At 43.2% G+C, this 25,615-nt stretch carries 30 protein-coding genes and 1 pseudogene; 28 read left to right on the top strand and 3 right to left on the bottom strand.

What is annotated here, in order from left to right:
• Positions 1 to 95: 95 nt before the first annotated feature.
• The 21 genes and pseudogenes from HP456_RS00575 to HP456_RS00480 all read left to right on the top strand — a co-directional run bounded on the left by HP456_RS00575 (position 96) and on the right by HP456_RS00480 (position 17,840).
• On the top strand, positions 96 to 344 hold the full coding sequence (locus HP456_RS00575) for a DUF4181 domain-containing protein (RefSeq protein ID WP_172248060.1): 249 nt from the start codon (positions 96 to 98) through the stop codon (positions 342 to 344).
• 118 nt (positions 345 to 462) lie between these two features.
• Positions 463 to 645: a DUF4083 domain-containing protein gene (locus HP456_RS00570; RefSeq protein ID WP_172248059.1), complete on the top strand. Its 183-nt coding sequence runs from the start codon at positions 463 to 465 to the stop codon at positions 643 to 645.
• Between the two features lie 74 nt (positions 646 to 719).
• Complete coding sequence (locus tag HP456_RS00565; RefSeq protein WP_172248058.1) at positions 720 to 1,055, top strand: hypothetical protein; 336 nt, start codon at positions 720 to 722, stop codon at positions 1,053 to 1,055.
• Positions 1,056 to 1,062: 7 nt separating this feature from the next.
• Positions 1,063 to 1,299: a DUF2651 family protein gene (locus tag HP456_RS25580; RefSeq protein ID WP_172248057.1), complete on the top strand. Its 237-nt coding sequence runs from the start codon at positions 1,063 to 1,065 to the stop codon at positions 1,297 to 1,299.
• A gap of 800 nt (positions 1,300 to 2,099) precedes the next feature.
• Entirely contained in the window at positions 2,100 to 2,309 is a 210-nt protein-coding gene (locus tag HP456_RS24810) for a hypothetical protein (protein ID WP_216663124.1), read from the top strand.
• Between the two features lie 71 nt (positions 2,310 to 2,380).
• A pseudogene (locus HP456_RS00555) lies at positions 2,381 to 2,937 on the top strand (DEAD/DEAH box helicase family protein).
• Between the two features lie 1,142 nt (positions 2,938 to 4,079).
• Positions 4,080 to 5,084 carry a substrate-binding domain-containing protein gene (locus HP456_RS00550; RefSeq protein ID WP_172248056.1) on the top strand — a complete coding sequence of 335 codons (1,005 nt, stop codon included), beginning with the start codon at positions 4,080 to 4,082 and terminating at the stop codon, positions 5,082 to 5,084.
• A gap of 29 nt (positions 5,085 to 5,113) precedes the next feature.
• Positions 5,114 to 6,064, top strand: a complete 951-nt coding sequence (locus HP456_RS00545) for a sugar kinase (RefSeq protein WP_172248055.1) — start codon at positions 5,114 to 5,116, stop codon at positions 6,062 to 6,064.
• Positions 6,065 to 6,105: 41 nt separating this feature from the next.
• Positions 6,106 to 6,651, top strand: a complete 546-nt coding sequence (gene hxlB, locus HP456_RS00540; RefSeq protein WP_246288617.1) for a 6-phospho-3-hexuloisomerase — start codon at positions 6,106 to 6,108, stop codon at positions 6,649 to 6,651.
• Positions 6,652 to 6,678: 27 nt separating this feature from the next.
• Complete coding sequence (gene allD, locus HP456_RS00535) at positions 6,679 to 7,689, top strand: ureidoglycolate dehydrogenase (RefSeq protein ID WP_172248054.1); 1,011 nt, start codon at positions 6,679 to 6,681, stop codon at positions 7,687 to 7,689.
• 132 nt (positions 7,690 to 7,821) lie between these two features.
• Positions 7,822 to 8,793 carry a TRAP transporter substrate-binding protein gene (locus tag HP456_RS00530; protein ID WP_376766180.1) on the top strand — a complete coding sequence of 324 codons (972 nt, stop codon included), beginning with the start codon at positions 7,822 to 7,824 and terminating at the stop codon, positions 8,791 to 8,793.
• A gap of 207 nt (positions 8,794 to 9,000) precedes the next feature.
• Entirely contained in the window at positions 9,001 to 9,477 is a 477-nt protein-coding gene (locus tag HP456_RS00525) for a TRAP transporter small permease (protein ID WP_172248052.1), read from the top strand.
• On the top strand, positions 9,477 to 10,751 hold the full coding sequence (locus tag HP456_RS00520; protein ID WP_172248051.1) for a TRAP transporter large permease: 1,275 nt from the start codon (positions 9,477 to 9,479) through the stop codon (positions 10,749 to 10,751). The genes HP456_RS00525 and HP456_RS00520 overlap by 1 nt, the downstream gene beginning before the upstream one ends.
• A 36-nt stretch (positions 10,752 to 10,787) precedes the next feature.
• The gene (locus HP456_RS00515; protein ID WP_172248050.1) at positions 10,788 to 11,810 is read left to right on the top strand and encodes a zinc-binding alcohol dehydrogenase family protein; all 1,023 of its coding nucleotides are present in this window, start codon (positions 10,788 to 10,790) and stop codon (positions 11,808 to 11,810) included.
• A gap of 54 nt (positions 11,811 to 11,864) precedes the next feature.
• Positions 11,865 to 12,524, top strand: coding sequence for a bifunctional 4-hydroxy-2-oxoglutarate aldolase/2-dehydro-3-deoxy-phosphogluconate aldolase (locus HP456_RS00510; RefSeq protein WP_172248049.1), 660 nt, complete (start codon positions 11,865 to 11,867; stop codon positions 12,522 to 12,524).
• Positions 12,525 to 12,540: 16 nt separating this feature from the next.
• A complete protein-coding gene (uxuA, locus tag HP456_RS00505) occupies positions 12,541 to 13,611 on the top strand; it encodes a mannonate dehydratase (RefSeq protein WP_172248048.1) in 1,071 nt (356 codons plus the stop codon).
• Positions 13,611 to 14,459 (top strand): SDR family oxidoreductase, encoded by an 849-nt coding sequence (locus HP456_RS00500; RefSeq protein WP_172248047.1) that lies wholly within the window; start codon positions 13,611 to 13,613, stop codon positions 14,457 to 14,459. Before uxuA ends, HP456_RS00500 begins: the two co-directional genes overlap by 1 nt.
• Positions 14,460 to 15,386: 927 nt before the next feature.
• Entirely contained in the window at positions 15,387 to 16,655 is a 1,269-nt protein-coding gene (locus tag HP456_RS00495; RefSeq protein ID WP_281357927.1) for a histidine--tRNA ligase, read from the top strand.
• Positions 16,656 to 16,880: 225 nt separating this feature from the next.
• Positions 16,881 to 17,084, top strand: coding sequence for a hypothetical protein (locus HP456_RS00490; protein ID WP_172248046.1), 204 nt, complete (start codon positions 16,881 to 16,883; stop codon positions 17,082 to 17,084).
• Between the two features lie 39 nt (positions 17,085 to 17,123).
• Positions 17,124 to 17,300: a hypothetical protein gene (locus HP456_RS00485; protein ID WP_172248045.1), complete on the top strand. Its 177-nt coding sequence runs from the start codon at positions 17,124 to 17,126 to the stop codon at positions 17,298 to 17,300.
• A gap of 297 nt (positions 17,301 to 17,597) precedes the next feature.
• Complete coding sequence (locus HP456_RS00480) at positions 17,598 to 17,840, top strand: hypothetical protein (protein WP_172248044.1); 243 nt, start codon at positions 17,598 to 17,600, stop codon at positions 17,838 to 17,840.
• A 56-nt stretch (positions 17,841 to 17,896) separates the two neighbouring features.
• On the opposite strand, the gene HP456_RS00475 is transcribed toward HP456_RS00480, so the two are convergent.
• On the bottom strand, positions 17,897 to 18,247 hold the full coding sequence (locus HP456_RS00475; RefSeq protein ID WP_172248043.1) for a GIY-YIG nuclease family protein: 351 nt from the start codon (positions 18,245 to 18,247) through the stop codon (positions 17,897 to 17,899).
• A gap of 19 nt (positions 18,248 to 18,266) precedes the next feature.
• Positions 18,267 to 19,022: a DUF2087 domain-containing protein gene (locus HP456_RS00470; RefSeq protein WP_172248042.1), complete on the bottom strand. Its 756-nt coding sequence runs from the start codon at positions 19,020 to 19,022 to the stop codon at positions 18,267 to 18,269.
• A gap of 279 nt (positions 19,023 to 19,301) precedes the next feature.
• On the opposite strand from HP456_RS00470, the gene HP456_RS00465 reads away from it, so the two are divergent.
• The 4 genes from HP456_RS00465 to HP456_RS00450 all read left to right on the top strand — a co-directional run bounded on the left by HP456_RS00465 (position 19,302) and on the right by HP456_RS00450 (position 21,527).
• Positions 19,302 to 20,057, top strand: a complete 756-nt coding sequence (locus tag HP456_RS00465; RefSeq protein ID WP_172248041.1) for a YdcF family protein — start codon at positions 19,302 to 19,304, stop codon at positions 20,055 to 20,057.
• 249 nt (positions 20,058 to 20,306) lie between these two features.
• A complete protein-coding gene (locus tag HP456_RS00460; protein ID WP_172248040.1) occupies positions 20,307 to 20,747 on the top strand; it encodes an NUDIX domain-containing protein in 441 nt (146 codons plus the stop codon).
• A gap of 149 nt (positions 20,748 to 20,896) precedes the next feature.
• Entirely contained in the window at positions 20,897 to 21,094 is a 198-nt protein-coding gene (locus HP456_RS25575) for a YesK family protein (protein WP_376766179.1), read from the top strand.
• A gap of 271 nt (positions 21,095 to 21,365) precedes the next feature.
• Positions 21,366 to 21,527, top strand: coding sequence for a hypothetical protein (locus tag HP456_RS00450; RefSeq protein ID WP_172248038.1), 162 nt, complete (start codon positions 21,366 to 21,368; stop codon positions 21,525 to 21,527).
• A 348-nt stretch (positions 21,528 to 21,875) separates the two neighbouring features.
• On the opposite strand, the gene HP456_RS00445 is transcribed toward HP456_RS00450, so the two are convergent.
• Positions 21,876 to 22,037 carry a hypothetical protein gene (locus HP456_RS00445; protein WP_172248037.1) on the bottom strand — a complete coding sequence of 54 codons (162 nt, stop codon included), beginning with the start codon at positions 22,035 to 22,037 and terminating at the stop codon, positions 21,876 to 21,878.
• A 127-nt stretch (positions 22,038 to 22,164) separates the two neighbouring features.
• Here HP456_RS00445 and HP456_RS25275 point away from each other — a divergent pair, with 127 nt between their 5' ends.
• The 3 genes from HP456_RS25275 to HP456_RS00430 all read left to right on the top strand — a co-directional run bounded on the left by HP456_RS25275 (position 22,165) and on the right by HP456_RS00430 (position 25,584).
• Positions 22,165 to 22,485 carry a CPBP family glutamic-type intramembrane protease gene (locus HP456_RS25275; protein ID WP_172248036.1) on the top strand — a complete coding sequence of 107 codons (321 nt, stop codon included), beginning with the start codon at positions 22,165 to 22,167 and terminating at the stop codon, positions 22,483 to 22,485.
• 67 nt (positions 22,486 to 22,552) lie between these two features.
• Positions 22,553 to 23,647: a hypothetical protein gene (locus tag HP456_RS00435; protein WP_172248035.1), complete on the top strand. Its 1,095-nt coding sequence runs from the start codon at positions 22,553 to 22,555 to the stop codon at positions 23,645 to 23,647.
• Positions 23,648 to 24,348: 701 nt separating this feature from the next.
• Positions 24,349 to 25,584 carry a Zn-dependent hydrolase gene (locus tag HP456_RS00430; protein ID WP_172248034.1) on the top strand — a complete coding sequence of 412 codons (1,236 nt, stop codon included), beginning with the start codon at positions 24,349 to 24,351 and terminating at the stop codon, positions 25,582 to 25,584.
• The last annotated feature ends 31 nt before the right edge of the window (positions 25,585 to 25,615 follow it).

The raw sequence follows: 25,615 nt of genomic DNA, 5'->3' as shown, positions 1-25,615 counted from the left end.
ATGATTTCAGTATTGGGCCTTTTTTGCTTCATCGTCTTCATCACAGTCGGTTACAGATTTGATTTACTGATTTAGAAAGGTTGAGGAGATTGTTCTTGAAGTTCCTGCTATGCATAATGTTTTATATCCTGCTTCTATACGTATTTCACCACAGTATCAGCAGGTGGCTTGAAGTAAGCAAGCGGAATATCTTTGCTCATGACATTGTCAACAATCATCATGAAAAAGCGGATAAAACCACGAGGATGCTGGCTGTATTGGTATTAATTACTGGCTCCATTATAAACAATGCCTCGATTTCGAACGAACCGCTGGTATCTTCATTTTCATCTCCTCTGTATTAGCCAATTCGGTTTCCTTCTCATTGCATATCTTGTGTAAGAAAGACATTCTTTCACCGTACAGCGACACACACTATAATTTGAATTGTGGTATAATTATCCAAAAAGGCGGAGGACAATAATGTTTACTGTTGACTATCTTTACTTAGCTTTCATAATTTGTTTACTAATTTTGGGAGCTGTTTCATTTGCCCGTTTCATCCGAAGTCTGCTTATTAATACAAAGTTAAATTTTAATAATTCTGATGAAATAAACAAGAAATTAGATAGAATTATTGAATTGCTTGAAAAGCAATCTAAATAAATGCAACTATTTTGATGCTCTATATGGATGAGCATCTTTTTAGTACATTTTGAATCTATGAACCTTTAATTTTCTTGTACTTTCATCCTTCTTTCCTGATTCCGGATTCAACTGACACGATGGTATTCCTTTACGGACCCGGGGTTCATTTGCAGCCGGCCGGTATTAAAGAAACTAAATCTGCCCCTTTTATTCTGAGAAACTCGGAGTATGCCATCGGGAAAGATAAGAAAACGTTAACGATAGGAGACACCATTGTATTGGCTGCTTACAGGGAATCAGGCGATTCTCTTCATCCTCTGGATATTGATGATGCCGAATCTATAAAGAGGATTATTCAAGAAGATAGCACGGTGTTATTGCTAAAGTTAAAAGTGGAGACAAGGAATGACAAATCGATAAGGGAGTGAAGATCCGATGAATGTCTTCTTTATGATTTTGATTTTATTTCCATTACTTTCAGTCCTTATAGGTATAGTGGGGTATATAATCTTTAAGAATATATTTATTTCACCGGCGCTGGTTTTTATCATCGCCATGATTGCCCTGTTTCTAATTTTCAATGAAACGTTTTTGATATGGGTATTTTTGTATACGATTGTGACACTGGTATCGGGAATGATTGTTAAGGCACTCAGCAAAATACGGAGATAATTTAGAACGGCTTCACTCGCATGCCCTGGTGATAAAATTGCTGGAAGTTGAACAAAGCGAAGTCTTTCTAACAATCATAAACCTCAATCCTTGCAGCAGCGTTTTTTCATGCTAACTATCAGCGTAATGAATTCTGGCTGGTCCTTGGGAGTTTCGGGCTGCGACCGGAATGGAGTGTGCCCTCCGCGATTTAAGGGAGGGGAGCAAGCTGTCTTGGGAATTTAAACTTTATTGCTGCAACAAGGATATTATTTACGATTGGGACTCTTCTGCATTACTCAATTAGTCTGGATTATATTTAGCATGTGGCCGAGATTATTCGACAAGTGGTACGTATTTTGGAAAAGTGGCTTGAATAGGTCGGATTTGGCTTGGAAATTTGGAAAGTGGCTTGAATTTTGCAAAACTGGCATGTAAATCATTGAAAGTGGCTTGTATCGTTCACAGAAGGGATGAGCCTTATCATTAAAAGCAGGTCTTACTGAATTTTTACATTTTTTGGCCAATTATTCCTTGCAAAAATGACAAATGAATGAGTTTTTACATACTTTTTTTTCAAAAGGGGCGTGTTAACGCTTTGTTTTGGAATAAAGGAATCTTCCAATCTTGTTTTTATGAAAAATTGAAGAAGGCGATCCATTTAGGTTCCGGCAAGGGACTGTTACTATTTCAGGAACCGTACTTGCTATTTGGGGAGCAGCTATTGCCTGCTTTAAGCCGTTTATTGCGATTGGAGGAAAAAGGTTTTCAAGAGAGATAGGATTGAAGCATAGGTTACATTTTATAAAAGGAGTACAAAAATGGAAGTCATTTTTACTAGTGTTTTTTCCGCTATCATTATATTAATTACTGTCTTTTCTATGATGAAGGTATTCATTATCGCTTATAAGAGAAAGGAAATACCTCTTCGTAAGCTCATTTTTTTTTCAGCTTCTTCAATTGTAATCGGCGTTATTGTCGCTTCCGTATTACCATTTGTCTATCAGCATATAGTTGAATACATCTTGTGACCAATTCATATAAAAAACGTAGTTTAAAATGTAGTGTTACAAAGAGATATAAGAAAGAAGGGGAGTAGATCATGAAACTAGTATTATTATTCGGTCCGCAAGCAGTAGGGAAAATGACCGTTGGACAGGAGTTAGAAAGAAAGACGGAGCTGAAATTATTTCATAATCATATGACGATCGAATTGCTTCAGCCGTTCTTTGGGTTTTCCGAGGAAATGTGGAGGATCTCAACTATGATGAGGGAAGAGATTTTTGAAGCTTATTCGAAAACGGATCATTACGGAATGGTCTTTACATTTATGTGGGCATTTAATGAGCAGGAGGATTGGAAGTGGGTGGAAAAAGTGACCAGCATCTTCGAATCCAATGGCGGCGAAGTGTATTTCGTAGAGTTAGAGTCTGATTTGGACGTGCGATTAAAGAGGAATGTAACCCCAAACAGATTGGAGCATAAACCTTCCAAAGGGATGTCGAGGACTCTGAGAAAAGACTGCTAGCTTCTTTGGACAGGCTGCGATTAAACTCGAAAGAAGGAGAAATTGACAAAAAGAATTACATGAAAATCGATAATACCAAATTGAGTCCGGAAGAAGCTGCTGAAATGATTATGAATGAGTTTCAGTTATAGTTGGGTTTGGTTGAACCTGGACCGATGAATGTTTGAAGGGTTTTTGCAGTATTTACAGAAGTTTGGTGTTGACTCTAAGATATCAGGATCAACCTTTTGTCTTCGATTGCTTACAAGGAAGAAGATTATGAAGAATTGTAGTCTGGGGAAACCCAAGAATTATTGCATCTATTGATTAAAATCCCTTACATAACTTTCCCATTCAGCTGATACACCATCCAGTAGATTTTGAATTTCATCCGATAAGTCACCTTGCTAATAGGTGCCAGCATATTATCCGCATTCCATCCATTCTCAGGTCGAATGAATGATTTGTGGAATTTTTTGTTAATTAGCAGGAATAATGGTGATTTTGGCAGGATTATTGCTCGTTTTGGCAGGATTGGTTCACCAAGGGAGGTTTAAGCGGTTCATGGCGGCCTCTTTCTCATGAATTAAAGGCTTTTATCGCTGATATCTTGTCGATTTCAGCGATAATTTTGCCGGTTTGACGACTATTCTTGCCGGAATGAAGATTAATCTTGCCGGTCTGGCCGGCAATCTAGCCGAAATGACGAATAATTCAGCCTTTTTACATTTTATTCCAGTCGTCCGCAACCCAACCAACGCCACAAACCCCAACCAACACCACAAACCCCACAAAACCCTCAAATAAAAAAACAGCCCCCACCAACAAGTCAAGAGTTCACCGCGCAGGGGACTGGCCACTTTCTATGTACTTTATATAAATAACACACTTAATCCAATGCCCAGAAAGATCAGCAGGATTGATAATACGATTATTCTTCTATTCATGTTTGTTGCCTCCTAAGATGATGAAGTTAGCCTTATTTTATCATAGTTTCTATGTTTAATTGGTGAGGCGGAGGGGACAGGTCGTTTTTCCCGTTCCTAGGCACAATACTGACTGCGAAGCCGGTATTTATTATGAATGAATGGTTCGTGAATAACAGAAAGTTTTAAAATTTATAAAAACCCCTTGTAAAACGCTTTCAATTTTCTTATAATTGAAAACAATAAATAACTAAACCGGTTTAGTAAATCGATTTACTCATATGGTGAATGATGAGATGACTTATAAAGTCTTTTCTTTTTTGCTTATTACTAAACCGATTTAGTAAAAGGGTATGGAGAAGGAATTTATGAAACGAATAACGATTTCAGATGTGGCACAGCATGCAGAAGTATCAAAGAGTACGGTCTCTCAATATTTGAATAAGCGCTATGATTATATGGCGCCAAGGACGAAAGAGCGGATCAGCAAGGCGATTGAAGAGCTTGGTTATCAGCCGAATATCGTAGCCCGGAGTTTAAAGCAAAAGTCGACTTCGACGATCGGGGTGATTGTCGCGAATATCCTGCACACGTTCTCGACACAAACGATTCGGGCTGTAGAGGACATCTGTAATGAGCAGGGTTTTCACATTATTGTGTGCAATGCAGATGATAACCCTGAGAAGGAGCGGGAATATATCGAGATGCTGAGGGCCAAACAGGTTGACGGGCTTATCATCTTTCCGACAGGGGGGAATATTGACCTGTATGAAAGGATGGTCAATGAAAAGTATCCCCTTGTGTTTGTGGACCGGATTGTCGATGGTCTCGCAACTTCATCAATTATGCTCAATAATGAAAGCGCTGTTAAATTGGCGGTGGATCATTTTACAGATAAGGGATATGAAAGAATCGGCATCATGACGACCTCTCTGGAAAGACATGTGACGCCTCGTGTGGAGCGGATTGCCGGGTATAAAAAAGCTTTAGGTGAAAAAGGGATACCTGTCAGGGAGGAATATATCAAATCGTTGGAGCTTGAATTGCTGCAGGATGGTCTTCATGACATGTTGTCTTCTGAAGAACCGCCGCAGGCATTGATTGCAGGGAATGACTTAACGTTAATCGAGGTCTTAAGGTACATAAAATCGAATGCTATCAGCCTGCCGGAAGATTTGGCTCTGATCGGGATAGATGATGTATCATTTGCCAGTTTATTTACTCCGGAATTAACAACGATTGCCCAGCCGACATTCGAAATGGGAAAGCAGGCGGCTGAATTATTACTGAATAAAATTAAAAATCCGGATTTTATCGAAGAAAAGAATGTGTATCGATTTGAGCCGAAGTTAATGGTTCGACATTCATGCTAAGTCATGCAAAGGAAAGAGGGGATGGCCGAATGAAAGATGTAATTACTATTGGAGATGCCATGATCACGATGAATCCAGCATCAAAAGGACCTATGAGGTTCGTTCATTCATTTGAACGCAATGTAGGCGGGGCGGAACTGAATGTAGCCATCGGCTGTGCTCGCCTGGGGTTAAATACCGGCTGGATCAGCAGATTGGGAAATGATGAATTTGGCCGTTATATTCAACATTTTGTAAGGGGTGAGGGGATCGACACAACGCTTGTGAAGCTTGTGGATGGTTATCCAACCTCAGTGAATTTTAAAGAAGTGCAGGAGGATGGTTCCGGGAGAACGTTTTACTATCGCTTGAATTCTCCTACATTGACATTAACGCCTGGTTGTTTAGAAGAATCCTATATTCAGAATGCGAGAGTCTTACATATTACGGGTGTATTTCCAGCCATCGATGAGAAAAATGTAGCCCTCATCAGGCATGCCGTTTCCATCGCAAAGAGGAATGATGTGCTCATCTCTTTCGATCCGAATATCAGATTGAAATTGTGGAGCAAGGAGAGAGCGAAGGAAGTCCTATCAGACATCCTGCCTTTCGTGGATATCCTGCTGACGGGAGTGGATGAAGCAGAGCTTCTGTTTGATACAAGAGATGAAAAGGAAATCATCGAGAAATCCAAGGTATTGGGGATCTCCTATACAGCCATAAAAAAAGGCAGTGAAGGTTCGGTGGGCTACTACAACGGGGAAACGATCCATTCAGCACCGGTCCCGCCCAAGAAGGTTGTCGATACAGTGGGTGCAGGAGACGGGTTCGATTCAGGCTTCATCTATGGGATCCTCCAGGAATGGCCGTTAGAAAAGATCCTGCGTTTTTCCAATACAATCGGCTCAATGGTCGTCAGTGTATCGGGTGATAATGAGGGGCTTCCATATCTGGAAGATGTCCTGATTCAACTTGGCGAGAAGGAATTTATTGAGAGATGATCCAATTGATTTGATTTGCGGGAGAAAGGGTGACTGTCTTGATGATGAAAAAATTGCTAGAAGCGGTTCTCCAAGAGGATTCACTTGTATTATCTCAGGTCAGTTCAGGGGAAACCGATGATCTGGTCAACAAAATCAATGAAGCAAAGCGGATCTTTGTTTATGGTGAAGGGCGTTCAGGTTTGATGGGGAAGGCTTTCGCGATGAGATTGATGCATTGTGGATACGAGGTTTATGTCATTGGTGAGACGATCACACCGAGTATAGGCAAGGATGACTTCTTTGTTGCAATCAGTGCTTCCGGCACCTCGAATTCATTAGCCAATCATATTTCTAAAGCAAAAGAAAAGAGGGCATTCACATTCCTGGTGACTGCTTCAAAAGAAAATCAGTTATCCCCGGATGGAAAACTGCTGGTACCAGCAGCGACCAAAAATCGCCGTCAGGGTGAACCGCAAACCATCCAGCCGCTTGGAAGCCAATTTGATCAAAGTGTTCATCTATTGCTGGATGCCATCATTATTGCGCTTCTTGAGGAGAACGATCATAACGCTGATCTGCAAAAAAGACATGCTAATTTAGAATAGAATCCATTTAACTTGGAGGTGAGGGAAATGGCAGAAGTGGTTGTATCACATGAAGAACTTCAGAAATTAACAGCATTAAAACTTGTTCAGGCAGGACTGGATCCGAACCATGCTGAGATGACGGCACAGGTATTGGTCCATGCTGATTTGAGAGGCGTCAGTTCGCACGGGGTATTGAGAACGGAGCATTATGTCAGACGGTTAAATGAGGGAGGACTTAATAAAAGCCCATCATTTTCCTTCAATCAGACCGGGCCGTGTTCAGGGATATTCAACGGTGATGACGGACTGGGTCATGTAGTTGCGAAGCAGGCAATGAATGAAGCGATAAAACTTGCGAATGAGAATGGAATCGGAATGATCACCGTCATGAACAGCAGTCATTGCGGGGCGCTCTCCTATTTCGTTCAAGAAGCTGCCGAGCAGGGACTGATTGGTGTTGCGATGACACATACCGATAAAATCGTCGTCCCGTTCGGCGGCGCGGAACCATTCCTTGGAACGAATCCGATTGCGTATGGATTCCCTGCAAAAACGAATAAACCCATTATTCTGGATATGGCTACCAGCAATGTAGCGCTCGGTAAAATCCTTTACGCAAAAGAAGCGGGGAAGGAAATTCCTGATGGCTGGGGAGTGGATGGAGACGGAAATTCCACGACTGATCCAAACGAAGTAAGAGCTTTAACGCCATTTGCCGGACCAAAAGGATATGGACTTGGGATGGTGGTGGATATCTTCTCAGGCTTACTGGCCGGAGCTGCGTTTGGTCCTCATATTTCGAAGATGTACGGAGACTACAACAAATCCAGGAAACTGGGACACTATGTCTGTGCGATCAATCCGTCATTTTTTACAAACAAAGAGGATTTCCTTGCAGGGATGGATGAGATGATTAATGAGATTCATCAGGTGAAACCTGCTGAAGGATTCAATCAGGTATTCGTGCCCGGGGAACCGGAACAGCTTAAGGAAGAGAAGCATCTGCGAGAAGGCGTCCCGATCACCGAATCGGTTTATCAGTATCTATCAAACTAGTAAACGTTTACCTTGAAAGGAGTGATTCCAAGGGGAATTTTTCAGGGGCAGAAACCATTCTAACCATTCAGGTCTAATGTGAAAATGAAAAACAAGGGGGAAATGAAATTGAAAAAATTCAAATGGATTGCCATGATCTCTGCTATCATGTTGCTTCTTTCAGCTTGTGGGTCAGAATCTTCATCAGGAGGCAGCGGAGGAGAAAAAATAAAGTGGAAATTTGGACATTTGGCGGATGAGAATCATATTTGGCATAAAACGGCTGAAAAGTTTGCGGATTCAGTAAAAGAAAAGACAGATGGCCAGATCGAAATCACTATCTATCCTAATAATCAATTAGGCGGCGAAACAGATACGATTAACAGCATCAAAGCCGGAACTGCAGACATGGTCATTTCAGGTGAGACGATGGCCAACTGGTCTCCGAAAGCAGCATTGATGGCGGTACCTTATGCATTTAGGGATGCTGACCATCTGCAAAAAGTGGTTGAAGGCGATATCGGGAAAGAAATTGAAGATGAAATAAAAGATAAAGTTGGTTTGACACCTCTTTATTACCATACTCGTGCACCGAGAAATTTAACGTCCAAGGAACCAATCAGCAAGCCTGAAGATTTAAATGGCTTCAGTATGCGTGTGCCGAACGTGCCTCTATTCCTTGATGCATGGAAAGCAGCAGGAGCAAAGCCGCAGGTAATGGACTTTAATGAAGTATTCACCGGCTTGCAGCAAAACGTGATCGATGGACAGGAAAACCCGGTCGACCTCATTCACAGTGGTGGATTATATGAAGTCCAGGACTATGTAAATGAAACAGAACATGTGTATTCATGGATTTACATCTTAGTTGGAAATGAGCAGTTTGAAAGTTTATCTGATGAAAATAAAAAGGCCGTTCAAGAAGCAGCTAAAGAAGCTCAAGAATACGGTAAGGAACTTTTTGATAAAGAAATCAAAGAGTATGAGCAGAAGTTAAAAGATGAAGGCATGAAATTCAATGAAGTCGATCAAGATGCTTTCCGTGAAGCAATGAAACCGGCGATCAAAGATAGCTTGTCAGCAGAACAATACGAACTATATGAGAAAATCCTGGAAGTAAAATAACAACGGAAGGCATATGTGAAACGTTCAATGTGTGAAGCATATGCCTTCTTTTAAGAGGATCTATTCACATTCTTTGTTGCATTACAGAAGAAAATCCCTGTCTCTTTTACATTAAGTTCAAAAAGGGGACATGAGCCATTCAAACTTCTTGATTATGCCCGAAAACAATAATTATAAAAACAGCCTTTAAGAAAGGAGTGGGGAAGAATGAAGGGGACCAATATACTGACACGAACACTGGAAATAGCAACAATTCTGTCATTTCTGGGTGTCATCGTGGTCGTGCTGATACAAATCCTTTCCCGTTATTTACCATACACAGCCATTTGGACAGAAGAACTGACCAGATTCCTGTTTATCTATTCGATTTCTTTTGGCGCTCCTCTTGCTCTTAAGAATAAAGAGTTCATCAGTGTCGATATTTTAACGGGGTTATTACCACAAAAGATAAAAGAGATATACGAAGCGTTCATCTATTTAGTGGTTGTCGTTCTATCTTTAGTCATTGCCTTTTATGGATACACATTCATTTCTGTGGGAAGAGGGCAGACATCAGCCACAATGGCTCTGGATATGTCGATCATTCACGCAAGTATTACGATTTCGTTTATTTTCATTGCAATCTATTCGATTGTACATGTCATCACCATTTTGAGCAGTCCAAAAGAAAGGAGTGAAAGCTGATGTTAGCAGCCATCTTATTTATTTCTTTTTTAATCTTAATTTTTATCAGTGTTCCAATTGCTTTCAGTCTAGGAATCTCTTCTATTATTTATCTGCTTATCGCTGACATCCCTCTTTCCATCGTCCCTCAAAAAATGTTTGCAGGGCTGAATTCCTTCGTATTGTTATGTATACCTGGTTTCATTCTGGCAGGTAACTTAATGAATGCCGGGGGAATCACGGAACGGATCATCGGGTTCACAAATAACTTTGTCGGCCATATCAGAGGAGGGCTTGGCTTGGCGAATGTCGGGTCTTCCATGGGGTTTGCAGGTATTTCCGGTACTGCCCTTGCAGATACGGCAAGTATAGGAGCAGTCATGATTCCGGCGATGAAGAAAGAAGGATATGATGCTGACTTTTCAGCAGCTGTCACCTCCTCTTCCTCGACAGTCGGACCAATAATTCCGCCGTCATTGCCAATGATCATTGTCGGGACACTGGCGAGTGTATCGATTGGTGATCTGTTCCTGGCAGGTGCGGTTCCTGGTGTACTGTTGGGTCTCAGTTTAATGGCCGTTACATATGTTATTTCCGTAAAACGTAAATATCCCAAAGGCAAAAGGCAGCCGATTGGTGTGATTGCCAAATCGTTTACAGGTGCCTTTTGGGCATTACTGATGACATTTGTCATCCTATTCGGAATCCTTGGCGGTTACTTTACCCCGACCGAGGCTTCAATCGTTGCAGTTGTGTATGCCCTGGTCGTCGGTATGTTCGTCTATAAAGAGTTAAAACTTAAAGATCTCCCGAAGATTCTTTTGGACTCTATGGTCAGTACAGCTTCCATTATGTTCCTGGTCGGTTTTGCGAACCTTTTCGGCTGGATACTGGTGAGTGAGCAAATTCCTATTCTTGTGGCAGATGGGATACTGGGAATTTCAGAGAATCCAATTGTCGTTATTCTATTAATCAACCTACTGCTGTTATTTGTGGGAACATTCATGGAAACGATCGCGGCTCTAGTCATTCTATTCCCGGTATTATTACCAGTCGCATCGAGTGTAGGCATGGATCCGGTTCACTTCGGAGTGATGATGGTGCTGAACCTGGTCATCGGATTATCGACTCCGCCTGTCGGTGTGTGTTTATTCGTTGCATCCAGTATAGGAAAGGTCTCAATTGGAAAAACATCGAAGGCATTGCTGCCGTTCCTCGGAGCGAGTCTCGTCGTGCTGCTGCTGGTCGCTTTCGTTCCAGAGATCACGCTATTCTTACCTAGCTTATTTGAATAAGAAACATCAAACGTATGATAAAGGAGTTGCTAATCGATGAAAGCCGTTCAAGTCACCGGATCCCATCAGTTGAGCATTGTGGAAAGAGAGAAGCCTGTCATTACAAATGAACATGAAGTCCTGGTCAAAGTGAAAATGGTCGGAATATGCGGATCGGATATTCATATTTACCACGGGACTAATCCTCTTGCCACTTTGCCGAGGGTCATCGGCCATGAAGTAACAGGTGAAGTAGAAGCTGTCGGGGGAAAAGTAGAATCTGTTTCTGAAGGGGATAAAGTAGTCATTGAACCTATTCAGCCGTGCGGCGATTGCTACGCATGCCGCTCGGGCAGGGGAAATGTGTGCAGCAACCTGGAAGTATACGGTGTCCACCGGGATGGCGGCATGCAGGAATATCTAGTGATGCCGGAGAAACTCGTTCACAAAGTCAATCCTGAGTTGGATTGGAAAGAGTCTGTATTGGCTGAACCATTTACGATCGGTGCACAGGCGACCTGGCGCGGAGATGTCAGAAATGGCGATACGGTCTTTATAATGGGTGCAGGTCCGATTGGTCTTTGTTGTTTAAAAGTCGCTAAAACAAAAGGAGCGACCGTCATCATCAGTGATTTAAATGAAAGCCGACTGGCTTTTGCAAAAGAGTGGGGAGCTGATCACACCATTGATGCTTCAAGGTTAAATGTACAGGAAGAGGTAATGGAGCTGACGAAACAGGAAGGCGCAAACGTCGTCATTGATGCGGTTTGCATCCCTCAAACGTTTGAGCAGTCGATTGAAATTGCTTCAGCTGCCGGAAGGGTAGTGGTCCTTGGATTTGATGAGCGGCCATCATCCATCAACCAGCTTCCCATCACAAAAAAAGAAGTAACGATCACGGGATCAAGGCTGCAGACGAACCAATTCCCCGGGGTCATTGAGATGCTCAACGACAAGACAATCGATACCACTGGAATGGTCACTCAGGTTTTCCAGTTGGAACAAATACATGAAGCGATTCAATTAATCGAGACTTCACCGGAGCAAGTCAGAAAAGTGGTCATTTCATTCGAGCAGTAAGACCTGAAGATTTTACTGAAGGAGGGAAGATGCGCACTTTGCGCAGCGAAAACAATGATAAAAAAAATCGATAGTATTAACCGGATAGTTGAGTCAGGAGTAGTGGCCGTTGTTCGTGCGGAAAATAAAGATGATGCTGAGAAAATCTCCAGCGCTTGTATCCGGGGCGGGATACAGGCAATCGAAGTCACCCTGACAGTGCCTGGAGCTGAAGAGGTTATTCGTTCACTCAAAAATATGTTCAGTCCTGAAGAATTACTCGTAGGCGCAGGAAGTGTGCTGGATAGCGAGACTGCCAGGATCGCGATACTGGCAGGTGCTGAATATATTGTCAGCCCTTGCTTTGATAAAGATACAGCAAAGCTTTGCAATCGATACGGTATCCCTTATATGCCTGGCTGCATGACGATCACAGAAATGAAGACAGCCATGGAATACGGAGCTGATGTCGTGAAGCTCTTCCCTGGCAACACATTCGCCCCTTCGATCATCAAATCCATCAAAGGACCGCTTCCGCAAGTCTCTGTGATGCCTACCGGAGGGGTCAACCTTCAAAATGCAGCAGAATGGATCAAAAGCGGGGCGGTCGCAATCGGGATCGGCAGTGATCTCACCAAGCCTGCATCCATAGGAAATTATGATGAAGTGACAAAACTCGCGAAAGAATATTGCGAGATTGTGAGAGAAGCAAGAACAGCAACAATGCTTACATAAGAAGGAGGTTCTATCGATGAAGATGACATTCAGATGGTATGGAGAGGGAAATGACAGTATTTCTTTGGGAAAAATCAAACAAATTCCCGGTGTTGAAGGAATTGTCTGGGCACTCCATGATGTACCTGCCGGTGAAGAATGGCCGTCAGACAAAATAGAAACAGTCAAGAATCAGGCTGAGCAATATGGTCTAAACATAGACGTCGTCGAAAGCGTAAACGTACACGAAGATATCAAGCTTGGCTTGCCATCACGCGATAACTATATCGAAAACTATAAACGCACGATCGTGAAGCTGGCAGAAGCAGGTGTAAAAGTGATCTGCTATAACTTCATGCCGGTATTCGACTGGACGAGAACCGAACTGTTCAAGGAAATGGAAGATGGTTCGACTGCTCTCTTTTTCGAAAAAGCCAGAGTGGAAGACATGGACCCATTTGAACTGGTTGATAAAATCTCAAGCAACTCTGCTTTTACCATGCCCGGCTGGGAAGAGGAGAGATTATCGAAGCTCAAGGAATTGTTCGAAGCCTACAAAGATGTGTCAGAAGAAGACTTATTCCAGAATCTCGAATACTTTTTAAAAGAGATCATCCCGGTTGCTGAGGAAAACAATATCAAAATGGGCATCCATCCGGATGATCCCCCGTTCTCCATATTCGGCTTGCCAAGGATCATGACCAATCAACAGAACATCAGGAGAGTTCTTTCTCTGGTGGACAGTCCTTCTAATGGAGTGACCCTGTGCAGCGGTTCGCTTGGGGCAAATCCTGATAACAATGTGGCGGAAATGGTCCGGGAATTCGCCGATCGCATCCCGTTTGCCCATATCCGCAATGTGAAAGTCTATGAAAATGGTGATTTCATTGAGACTTCCCACAGATCAAGCGATGGAACGGTTGATATCCTTGAAATCATGAAAGCGTACCATGACTCAGGCTTTACGGGATACGTGAGACCTGACCATGGGCGGCATATTTGGGGAGAAGAATGCAGACCGGGATATGGCTTGTATGATCGAGGACTCGGAATCATGTACTTATGGGGAATCTGGGATTCATTGGAACGCATCGGGAGGAATTCATAATGTTGCCGAATCATGAAAGCTTGAAGGGGAAAGTTGCTGTAGTCACAGGAGGCAGCGGAGTCCTCTGCAGTTCGATGGCAAAGGAACTAGCCAGGCAGGGAGTGAAGGTGGCGATCCTTAATCGGACGGCAGAGAAAGGCGAAGCTGTTGCGAAGGAAATAAGAGAGGAAGGCGGCGAAGCCATCTCCATCTCATGTAACGTCCTCGATCGTGAAAGTGTGATCACAGCTGAAAAGCAGATCATCGGGAAACTGGGCGTTTGCGACATCTTAATCAATGGGGCAGGCGGAAACCATCCGAGCGGTACCACTACGAATGAAACCTTGAACGCTGAAGACCTGGACACAGAAAGTATCCAGACATTCTTCGATCTTTCCCCGGAAGGATTCGGGTTTGTATTTGATCTTAACATTCTCGGTACCCTGATCCCGACACAGGTCTTCGCGAAGAAAATGGTGAACCGGAAAGGTGCTGTGGTCATTAATATGTCTTCCATGAGCGCTCCGTCACCGATGACGAAGGTTCCCGCCTATAGCGCAGCAAAAGCAGCGATCGACAACTTTACACAATGGCTCGCAGTCCACATGGCTGACTCTGGCATTCGAATCAACGCCATCGCCCCCGGTTTCTTTTTGACCGAGCAAAATAAGGCACTCTTAACGAATGAAGACGGCAGTTTAACAGAAAGATCTAATAAAATCATCTCGCACACCCCAATGCGCAGATTCGGTAAGCCAGAGGACTTACTGGGTACCCTTCTGTGGCTGGTGGATGAAGACACCTCCGGATTTGTAACAGGTATAACGGTACCTGTTGACGGCGGGTTTATGTCTTATTCCGGAGTTTGATGATGTTGACCTGCAGCAATCTGATATAAATGAAATTATAAAGCTTGGCCAGATCCGTTGAAATTTCAACGTAGACGCGGCCGGGCTTTTTTTGTGGATTAGGGAGGCTGCCTCCTGGGGTATTTACATTCCACAGTGCTGTGCGTCAGGGTATGTTCAATCTGGCGGGGAAAAATTGGGTTGACAAATTAAGTTTTTTCGAGGGTCTGTGGACCAGGTATTAGAGGTGGACTTGAAGTCTGGATTGATTTTGTAGGGATTGCTTTGGCATTCATGTAGATCGGCTGCAGTTTTGGGATTTAATGTTAATCGTCAGGATTCGCAGTCATTGTGGCAGGATTATGTATGATTCCGGCAGAATCATAAGCGGAATCGGCAGGAATACGTGTGATACCGGCAGAATTATCCCTCAAATCGGCAGGATTAAGACGACGAGTCAGGTCTAACCGGTCATACGAAACCATGATGACGGAGTTTAACAGATGAAAACATGCTCTTCGGACAGTTTGATCAAGTTAACCCTTTGATTCTTGCAGATTTCATTAAAAATCTTGCCAGTTTGAGCGAAATTCCTGCCGGATTGAACAATAATTTGCCGTTATGGCCAACATTCTTGCCGATAACATCAATGATTTCAGCCTATTAATATAAACTTGGATACCGGCACACGTTCGCATGAATTGGATAAATATTGAAAGCTTTCAACCTATATGATATTATACATAAAATGAAGAGGTGACCACTATGGACAAATATCGTAAGACCATAACCCAGTCACAATTGCATCATCATATCAAGTAGCTTTGCTGGTGGATTTTTAAAAGAATCCAACATAGGAAGGCTATTTCTCATGAACCGCATTTGATTAAGTTTAACACTTAACTCAAGTGCGGTTTTTTATTTACGGAAAAATGGAGGAGAGACATTATGAAGAAAATGGATTATCAAAATGTAAAGGGAACTCAGGACTACCTGCCTGAGGCAGAGATGATTAGACGGAAGATCAGGAGGACACTTGAAGATTCCTTTATTCAGTATGGCTGCAAGCCTTTAGAGACACCGATCCTGAATTATACGAGTCTTCTTGCTTCTAAGTATGCCGGTGGAGCTGAAATTCTTGAAGAAATGTACACTCTGTCAGACCGCGGGGAGCGCGACCTCTCATTACGGTATGACCTGACGATCCCGTTTGCCAAAGTAGCGGCGATGAATCCGACAATCAAGCTGCCTTTCAAACGGTATGAGATTGGAAAGGTGTTCAGGGACGGTCCGATTAAGGCAGGAAGGTTCAGAGAGTTCACTCAGTGTGATGTCGATGTCGTCGGCGTTAAATCACAGGCTGCCGAAGCGGAAATGATGGTGATGGCGTTAGATATCTTTAACAAATTGGAGCTGGACGTCACCATCCAATACAACAACCGAAACCTGCTTGCCGGAATGTTGAAAAAATGCGGGACACCTGAAGAGAAACGCAGCGAAGTGATCCTTGTCCTGGATAAATTGGAAAAGAAGGGGATCGGGGCTGTCACAGAAGAGTTGAATGAAAAAGGAATCTCTGGAGAAACCATTGAACAGATTAAAAATTTTATCAAAGAAGCCAAAGACCTTACGTTTTATGCTGAAGATGAAAATGAAGAAATAAAGAGAGGACTCACAGAACTTAAAGAACTACAGGAATTCCTAGAGATTCTTGGAGTGGAAAGTAAATGTGAATTCAATCCGTTCCTGGCAAGGGGACTCGACATTTACACTGGAACAATTTATGAGATTTTCCTTGGAAATAAAGAAATCAAATCCAGCATCGGCAGCGGTGGAAGGTACGACAATATCATTGGCGGATTGCTTGAAAACGGGAAAACCTTTTCCACCGTAGGAATCTCATTTGGACTGGATGTCATCTATTCAGCATTTGAAGTAACCGGCAAGGCGAATTGGGCTGAGTCTGACATCGATTACTACGTGATTCCCGTCAATACTTTAAAAGAATCCTTCCAGGTAGCACAGAAACTTAGGGAAGGAGGGCACACAGTGGAACTTGAAATGAATAATAAAAAGTTAGGAAAGGCTTTGGATAGGGCTAATAAAGAAAAAGTGAAGTATGTTGTAATTGTCGGAGAAGAGGAAGTGAACAGCAATCAAATTAAAGTGAAAAATATGGAGACAGGGGCAGAAGAGTTCAGGAAGTTTATGTTTTAAGGTAGGAGGAGAAGTGTTTCATTATTCCGGGGACTTGGCCACTGATGCTCTGTTTTGAAGAGGATTAAAAAACTGACTGGAGACAAATAATGGATCACAATTATCAGGAAAATTTCCCCTATACTACTCACTAAGTAATAACATTTTATGGTAATATCAAACTAGTTAACATACTCCTGCCATCATCATGCTAGGAGTGAAAACAACAGAAAAGGAGAATCAAACATGGAACAAACCGAAACCGAAAAGAAAAAAGGGAATCTCACCGCATTCAGTGCGTTTGCAGGAGGGGTGGTTGGCTGGACAAGCAACACTTCATTGAATATGCTTACCGATACAGATATGACAGATTATTATTTTGTCTCGATCTCCCTGGGTGTGATAATCGGATTATTATGGGACATTGCCCAAAAGTTGAACAGGGATTAGTAGTTCCAACTTAAAGTCTGCAATAAGGAGAGGTGAACCATGCTGATTGAAATTCTTGCCAATTTCGGCATGTCCATGCAGATATTTTTGCGCGGACACCCGAAGAAGGAACGATTAATGAAAACATCCGACGATTGCTGGCATTGGAGTGGTTCCATCAACTATACATACAGCATCAAGATTTTTTCCAGAAAGATCAAGATGTCCGTGTACTAATCGGCCGATTCAAAATAGACAAAATCCTCCGCAGTGAGAAGAAGCATTGCGGTTACAAGGAAAGATTGAGAAGTTAGTAGAATCATAAGCCGATGCATCAATCGCTGCAGATAATGAAGAAAAAAATCATCACCATCTGCAGTTGCTGACTTATCTTAAGGGAAGTTCTTTTTACAGCTTTCACCAATGGCTAATATATCGAGGAATGGGATAGTGGATATAAGGGAGGAGCATTATGCATAAAGAAGACTGGCAAGGGTAATCATAGGTTTTGTTGCAGCGATAGCCGGCGGAGTAATGCTGTTTAACAGCAGCAACTTCGGCATGGCTGCAGCAGAGAAGTGGCTCACAAAGCAAGGCAGTGCGGATACTGACATGTATCATATTATGATGGAGAGCTACATCGATTCCTTCCTTGCAGCAGGGTGCATATTTTTGTCATTTGGAATGGTCCTGATTTTCGTTTCATATTATATGATTCGGATCTTGAATGGTAAGGAGCCGGACAGTGGCGAAAGTGAACAGATCCTTAAAGAATAGAGACCCATAAAAAACGAAACGACTCATTCTCCCGGAACGAGTCGTTTCTCACTGCTTCATCTCTTATTATATCCGCGTTCCCCAAACGGCTGAAGCTCCTCAAGCCACTTTTCCTCAAGCTCAAGCAGTGCCTCTTTCTCGGTAAAATAAGGGTCATCTTTCTTCTTTAATTTCTCTAATATTTCAAATTCAAATGCGTCCTTCCCAAAGTGGTTCCATTCTTCCTGAAGCTCTTTGTGAGTGGTGTAAGTGCCGTTCGCGAGCATGAATTTGATCCCGTTCAGCGTCTTTAGGTTTTTGGTGCTGCCTACCAATACCTTCCCGTTTCCTTCATTCTTAATCTGGTAAACCCCGGCATCGACGGGGGCTTCTTTGAACTGCTGTTTCAATTCTTTTTTATAGTCCACCTTTTTCACCTTCCTTCTATTACTTTGTCACCCAATACTGGCTTCCATCCGGCTTGCGGTCTACAAAGCCGTATTCAATTAAATATCTTCTGATCATGACATAATCTTCATAAAATTGTTTCAGGAATTCATTTAATTCCCGTTCACCGTACAAGTGCCCGTCTTTCAGTTGTTGAGCAATCTCACGCAGGACGACCAGGCGCTGCTTCTCCTTTGGCGGGAATTTCAGCAAAGGGGCAGATGTCCCGTCTGGATAGTATTTCTTCAAAATGTTCTCTTGTTCTTCTTGCGTGACATTATAGCGGTCATCGACCATGGCGGCCGTTTTATGCACAGGCAAAAAGGCTGGTGCATACTCGTCTTTTTCTTTAAGCAGCTCCATCATCGCCAGGAACGTCTTGGCCTGCCGTTCTTTCTCTTTCAAAGCAAAACGATGATGGCGGATGGTAGAGGTACTCCCGATCTCCAGTTCCTTCTGGACTTCCTTATCATTTTTTCCCTGGTAAAAGAGGCGCAGCAGGCTCTTCTGATGATCGGTAATGCCAGTAAGTTTCTTATCCATCCCGACCAAATAGTCAAAAACCGTTCCGTGCGCCATCTCGATATGAATCCTCATATACCTCTCCGCATCGTATAAACGATCCTCAAAAGGATACACAATCCCTTTCTCGACCTTCTCGCCGCACAGCAGGCAAGTAAAGGAATCGTTCTCCTGTATATATCCGCTCTTCAGTTCCTCCAAAGAGGCTTCCCAAAACAATGTTGAAAGTTCCATGGTGGTTCACTTCCCGTCATTCAAAATAATACAAACAAAAATAATTTACGTTTGCTTTATTGTAAACATATTATTATAAAGTTTGTTAAGTGTCAACGTTTTATAGATAAACACTCAGGTGAATTGTCTGTATAAATATAAACAAATAAATTATTTGTTGGGGAGATCAAACTCATCCACGTTCTTTTTACCTGAAAAAAAGGAATTCTTTCCCTTTTAATAGAAAGTAAGTGAAGTAGCTGAAGTATCATTGCTGCACCAGAGAGGGGATAGAAAGACATGAAAAATCTGCAACCCATTTACATATTCCCGATTCTGATCATCGGATTATTGTTAGTCCTGTTCGGCCGTACGTTCGGTGTACTGTTCATTGCAGCCAATCTTGTCTTCATCCTTATGATCGTTATTCTTCAAAAAAAGTACAGAGCCACATTGAAGAAACCGCTCAGTTATACGGCCAGGTTTTTAATGGCTGTCTACGGTCTGTTCCTGCTATCCTTCATAGCGGTCGAAGGATTCATTTTTTACGAGCTTGAGAAGTCAAAGGATGTCGATGTGGAAGAAATCGATGCGGTCATTATTCTTGGGGCAGGACTGAAAGGCGACATCCCGTCAAAAACACTGCTATCAAGACTGGAAGCTGGAAAAACAGTTTTGCTGGAAAACAAAGACCTGCCTGTGGTGGTGTCTGGAGGTCAGGGCGAAGGGGAATCGATACCGGAAGCCGAAGCGATGGGGATATACCTGATGGAACACGGTATTTCAGAGGACCGTATCATCTACGAGAAAACCTCCACCACCACCTTTGAAAATCTGCTGAATTCTAAGAAAATCCTAAACCAGAAGGGTTTCAAAGATCCCAACATCCTCATCGTAACAAGCGACTATCACGTCGTCCGCGCGATGATGCTCGCTGACGAACTTGGCCTTGATAGTGAAGGGCTTGGCGGAGGTTCCCCGTTCATCGTAAGGGTGAATTATTTTATCAGGGAGTATTTTGCGATTATGAAGACGGTTGGAGAGCGGATTTTGTGAGTAGTGAATGTTGAAGAGGCGGCGGTTTGAAGCGGGGTTTTTACATTTAATGTAACCTTGGTTTTGGCAGGATGAACAATATTTCGACAGAAAAATTCCTTAATAGGCAGGGGAAACAGTGATTCCTGCAGTATTACCCCACGTACCGACTGGATTCGTTTGGTTTGTCTGTAACAAGCCAAGGGAGAAGCAAGAACTGCCTGCTCCCAGGATAAAAACTTAAAAATAACTAATTTTGGGGTGATTCATATGTTTATCGTTAATGTACAAGCCGCAATCATGAAAGATGGCAAGTTTCTGCTTATAAAAAGAGACGCCAATGAAGAGCATGCACCAGGGACAATGGCATTAGTGGGAGGCAAAGTTGATTGGACGGGTGCCTCTTATGATGTGCTGGAAGATACACTGAAAAGAGAAATCGATGAAGAAGTTGGGGTGGAAATCGAAGACGAGATGCACTATGTTCACAGCTCAAGTTTCGTCACTGACAAGGGGAGTCCGGTTGTTGATGTCGTATTTCTTTGTCAACACCGTGAGGGAACAGCCTATAACAAAAGCAATGAAGAGGTTGAGTGTGTCTATTGGATGACGAGTGATGAGGTTCGACAACACCCGGATGCCCCGCCTTGGTTGAAGGAAAGTTTTAACCGGATTGAAAAGATGATGGGAAACATCAAGGTTGATTTATAGGCGTGTACAATAAATTCTTTCTATCAAACATCCTTATCTCTACTTACGTCTAATTCTTAAATAGAAGTGAAGGGGATTTTACATTGTACTTAGAGGGATGGTTACCATTGATCTTGCTTTGCGCCTTTTCGGCGGTAGTTGTATTGGTAATGTCGAAAGTAATGAAGTTGACTATGTTCTTTACCGTTTCAGCGATTCTGGGGCTGCTGTGTATTTGTACATTCATCTACAGCATCTTTGGTATTGGGCGATGGGAAGGGATGGCAATAGGTTTTTATTCCCTTTCAGCGCTATTCGGGATTTCAATAGGGACAGCGATAAGCCCGTTCGTAAAAAAAGCAAGATGAGTTTGAATCGGTTTCATTTAACAAAGATTTTTCTGGCGTCCGTGATTATATTGGTTTGGATTTATATTTTGAAGACAGGAAATATTGTTTGGATTGCTTTTAGCAGTTTTTTAACGGGGTTATTTTCTTTCGTTATAGCAATAGATGAATACTAAAGAGGATGACGGATAAATGGACATTGGACCTTAGGGGCAGCTATCTTCATTATCGTAGTTTCGACTATACATTTCCTGCTGATAATCTATCGGTGGTGATCAGAGGTGGTGTTTGAATGAAGTTGGAAATACAAAACGATATTTCAGCCGAAGACCTTGATGCAATGAAGGTAGTAACGAAAGTAAGGGAGAAACAGTGTGAAGAAATATATAGTTGGACGGTTTGGATATTATTCTGTTGGACAATTCCCAATTTGAAAACAAAATTACCTGGGTGATAATTTGCATTTTCTGTCAAATGGCAGGATTATCCTCAATATCGGCAGGATTAACACTGATTTAGACAGGAATAACGACCAAATCGGCAGGATTAGCGGTGATTCCGGCAGGATTGACTCCCTCCCCCTGTACAAACGGATCTCTGTCCCCAAATAAGACCGGTCTTTAAGCAGACAACTGAAGGTCTTGATCGGATAAGTCAATTGTTCTTGCTAATTTAAGTGATATTGTTGCGGAAATGAGGAATGTTCTTGCCGTAAAGAGTATTAATCTTGCCAAATCCGTCACTATTCTTGCCAAATCCACAGCTAATTTAGTTAATTTACATAATATTCTAATTGACGCTATCAATCATTCCCATAGGTATTCAACCGATTCTGCTTCTCCGCCTGGTCGACCTTTATCGCATTCTCCGGGGAGTCAGGCATCTTCATTCCCGATTTCTTGTCAAAATAGATTGCAACTGCCGAGACAATAAGTACGGGGATTAGAATATACAGCCAAATCATGATCATTCCTCCTTTTATTCTTATTCAAATTCAATTTTTGCTGGGAGTTCAAGGTTTTCGTTTATCTCCTGAAGAGTGCTCTTTAATCCCGCTGCGGATAGCCCGCTCAATTCATAGGTATAGGAATGTGTGTCTTCACCGGGCAAAAGGCTTTGGATATATCCTTGATTATCTTGGGATAGCCATAGATGAAAGGTCTTTACCACCCAAGAAATGGACGGCAATCGTGCATTCCTCACTGGTATTCGGCCTCATGCACCATGGTGTTGCTTCATCCAATTTCGATATGACGACGGGTATCTTCTTCAGCATGCTCATCATCAACGGCATCGGCGGTTTCGTATTCGGTGCACTCTTTATCTTCATGGGACTTGAATTTGCCATCATCGCCCACTTTACAGCAGATGTAGTTCTGCATGTGGCGGGACCAATGCTCGTGAAGGAATGAGTGGTATAACTGAATACAGCTTACATCCTGCTTTTTACAACAAGTAAAAATTGGGAAGAATAGACCCATGAAGAGAGAGAGGGATGATCATGAAATGGAATTCCATATCGGCAAGCCTGTAAAACTATTTGATCAAATCCAGGGTTACGGCACCATCAATAATGTTCTCGGGATTGGGGATCCTCATGTCGTGAAGATCCGGGATCAATGGACGATGTTCATCGGCGGGTTCCAGACAAATTTTAAGAATAATATCTTTACCGCGACACTCCCTGTGGGGGAGACTCTAAGGAGTGACCGTTGGACGATCACAACCAGGGAGGGTCATTCGAATAAAGCCATGCCGATCATTTCCAATTCGGGGAAGGGAAGCTGGGATTCCTTCGGTTATCATACACCCTGCTATGTCGCCGGAAGGGATACGGATGGACGGGAAGTTGAACGGATCTATTATACTGGCAGGGCTTCGAACAAGGTGGTCGATAACCAGGCACCCTATTCGATCGGCGTGATCGAAAAGACACCAAAGGGCTGGAGGCGTCATCCTGCTCCTATATTGACAGGCACGGAAGACAGTCTCAATGTGCTAGAACCGAAAGCGAGATACTTCGATGGCCTGTGGCGGATTTGGTATGTGACCACTAAGCAGGAAACAGGCAAAACAGGATATCCAAGTTACCGGATTCAATATACTGAAAGCAAGGATGGGATCCATCACTGGTCAAAACCGGTTACTTTGTTTGATGAAAATGAAAATTACTATGATGCATCCGTTCATCCTTCCATTGGTCCGGGCTATGAAATGGCTGTCTGCAGAAGCACGAATTTATATGGAAGGAAAGATTTCCCCAAGCAAGGTTTGTGGCTGCTTGAAGGAACAGAGCCGAACGGATTGCGGGATAACTGGTCGCCGTCCCCGCTATGTATCCTCGATGCAGATGAAGGTGAAGAATGGTACCGGAACGGAATCGGAAGTCCGTGCGGTCATTACGGTGAATCGGTAGACGATGAAGGTACCCTGTACATGTATTTCACCGGGCTCCATCAGAAACGCAACTGGCTTTCGATAGCCGTTGACCGCATGAAAAAACGGAAAGTACCTCCGTTTCCTTCGCCATTCTACTTTACTGTAGGTAAAGTAGAGTTGAGGAAGTTGAAGTGAACAGTCCTGCAGGATATTGCCCGATGTACGACTGGATCAGCCTTTTACTGCAGAGCCAATGCTCGTAGTGAGAGGTTATATTTATTAACAGGGATATATGCTGCCGGATTAAGAGACGATTGGAAAAAACGGGAGATTAATCCCGGAACTCATAGAATAACAGCAAAAACTCATAGTATAATGCTCAAACTCATAGTATAGTGCTCAAAACTCATATAATAAAATACGACGCATCCAAAATAATGCCCGAGTCTCATCATTATTCCCCGACCCTTCTACAAAAACCGCTCCATTTTGAGTCCATTGTTTCATTTTCGACAACCAGGCAGGACTAATTCCACCCGGTCTAGAACCTAACATGACGAGGGCAAGAGCTCTTCAAAATGAAAAGGGGGGTGTCGGCAGACAAAACGTTAAATGAACTGCATTATTTATTTTCCGAATATTCCATCTTTTTTACGTTATGTAAGGGTTATTCACAATTTCATAGACAAAGTGTCTAATGAATAATAAGCTTTTTCAAAATAAACTAAATGATAAATCAAACCATTCGTGGCGCAGACTGGATCTTCCCTGTTAAAAACAAACCTTTCGCATATACCTAATCAGCGCCCAAACAACCACTAAATCTATCCAGCCACCAGGACCATTCATGAAAAAAATCACCAAACTGTCCAACAAAACCAAGGGGGATTCACACTATGTCAATCAATGGAGAACGTTTAAAACGGCATCTCGAGGAGTTGGCCGAGATCGGGAAAATAGGCGAGACAGGGGTATGCCGTCTGGCTCATTCGAAGGAAGACCGCAAGGCGGTAGAAGTTGTTAAAGGCTGGATGGAAGAAGCCGGCCTGACGACTAAGATCGATGGGTTCGGAAACTTGATTGGAAGAATTGAAGGCTCTCAGCCAGAAAAACCGATCCTCATTCTCGGTTCCCATATCGACTCCCAGCCATATGGCGGACGATTCGATGGTACAGCCGGTGCACTCGGGGCGATTGAGGTCGTCCACAGCATGAAGGAGAATGGGATCACGCCACAGCGTACCATCGAAGTGATCTGCTTCTCCGACGAAGAGGGGTGCCGTTTCAATAAGGGGATCTTCGGGGTCCGGGGACTGGCAGGTATGCTGGAGGAAGGCGAACTTGATCGCAAGGATAAACAAGGGGTGACGAGAAGGGAGGCATTGAAGGAATTCGGCGTCGAGCCTGATCTTTCTCAAAGCCCGGTCTATCAAAAAGGGGATATCGCTGCGTTTCTGGAGCTGCATATCGAACAGGGGCCAGTCCTTGAGCAGAAGAAGAAACCGGTGGGGATCGTGTCCGGCATTTCGGGTCCGATCTGGCTGACTGTCACGCTTGAAGGTTTCGCCGGTCATGCAGGGTCGGTGCCGATGCCTATGAGGCAGGACGCCCTTCTCGGTGCATCCGACATCATTCGTAAATTCGATGATCTCGTTAAAAAGGAAGGGACCGAAACGACAGTCGGGACGGTCGGAAGCATGCAGGTATTCCCTAACTCCCGGAATATCATTGCAGAAAAAGTGGAGTTCACAGTCGATCTGCGTGATATCGACCTCAAAGCGCGCACACGTCTTGAAGAAAAGATGTATAACATCATTGAAGAATCTGCAGCGGAATACAAACTGAAGTATGAAATCAAAGAGGACACGCGCAGCGAGCCGAGATATTGTGCGGATTGGATAAAGGACATCATGAAAGAGGAAGATGGGAAGCTCGGCCTTGATTCCCCGACCTTGATGAGCGGTCCGTTTCATGATGCGCTGATCATGTCTTATATCAGCGATTACGGTATGATCTTCGTCCGCTGCGAAAAAGGAATCAGCCATAATCCGCTCGAATTCGCTGAAATGGAGGATATTGAAAAAGGAGTCCAGCTGCTTTATAGAACGGCGGTACGAATCAGCCAAGCATAAGCCAGGGGGCTCAACTCTTTGGACAGCGATT

The sequence above is a fragment of the Bacillus haikouensis genome, from assembly GCF_013179555.1.
Lineage (GTDB): Bacteria > Bacillota > Bacilli > Bacillales > Bacillaceae_B > Rossellomorea > Rossellomorea haikouensis_A.
The sequence above is the reverse complement of the archived record's forward strand: the minus strand, read 5'-3'. Positions and strand labels throughout refer to the sequence as shown.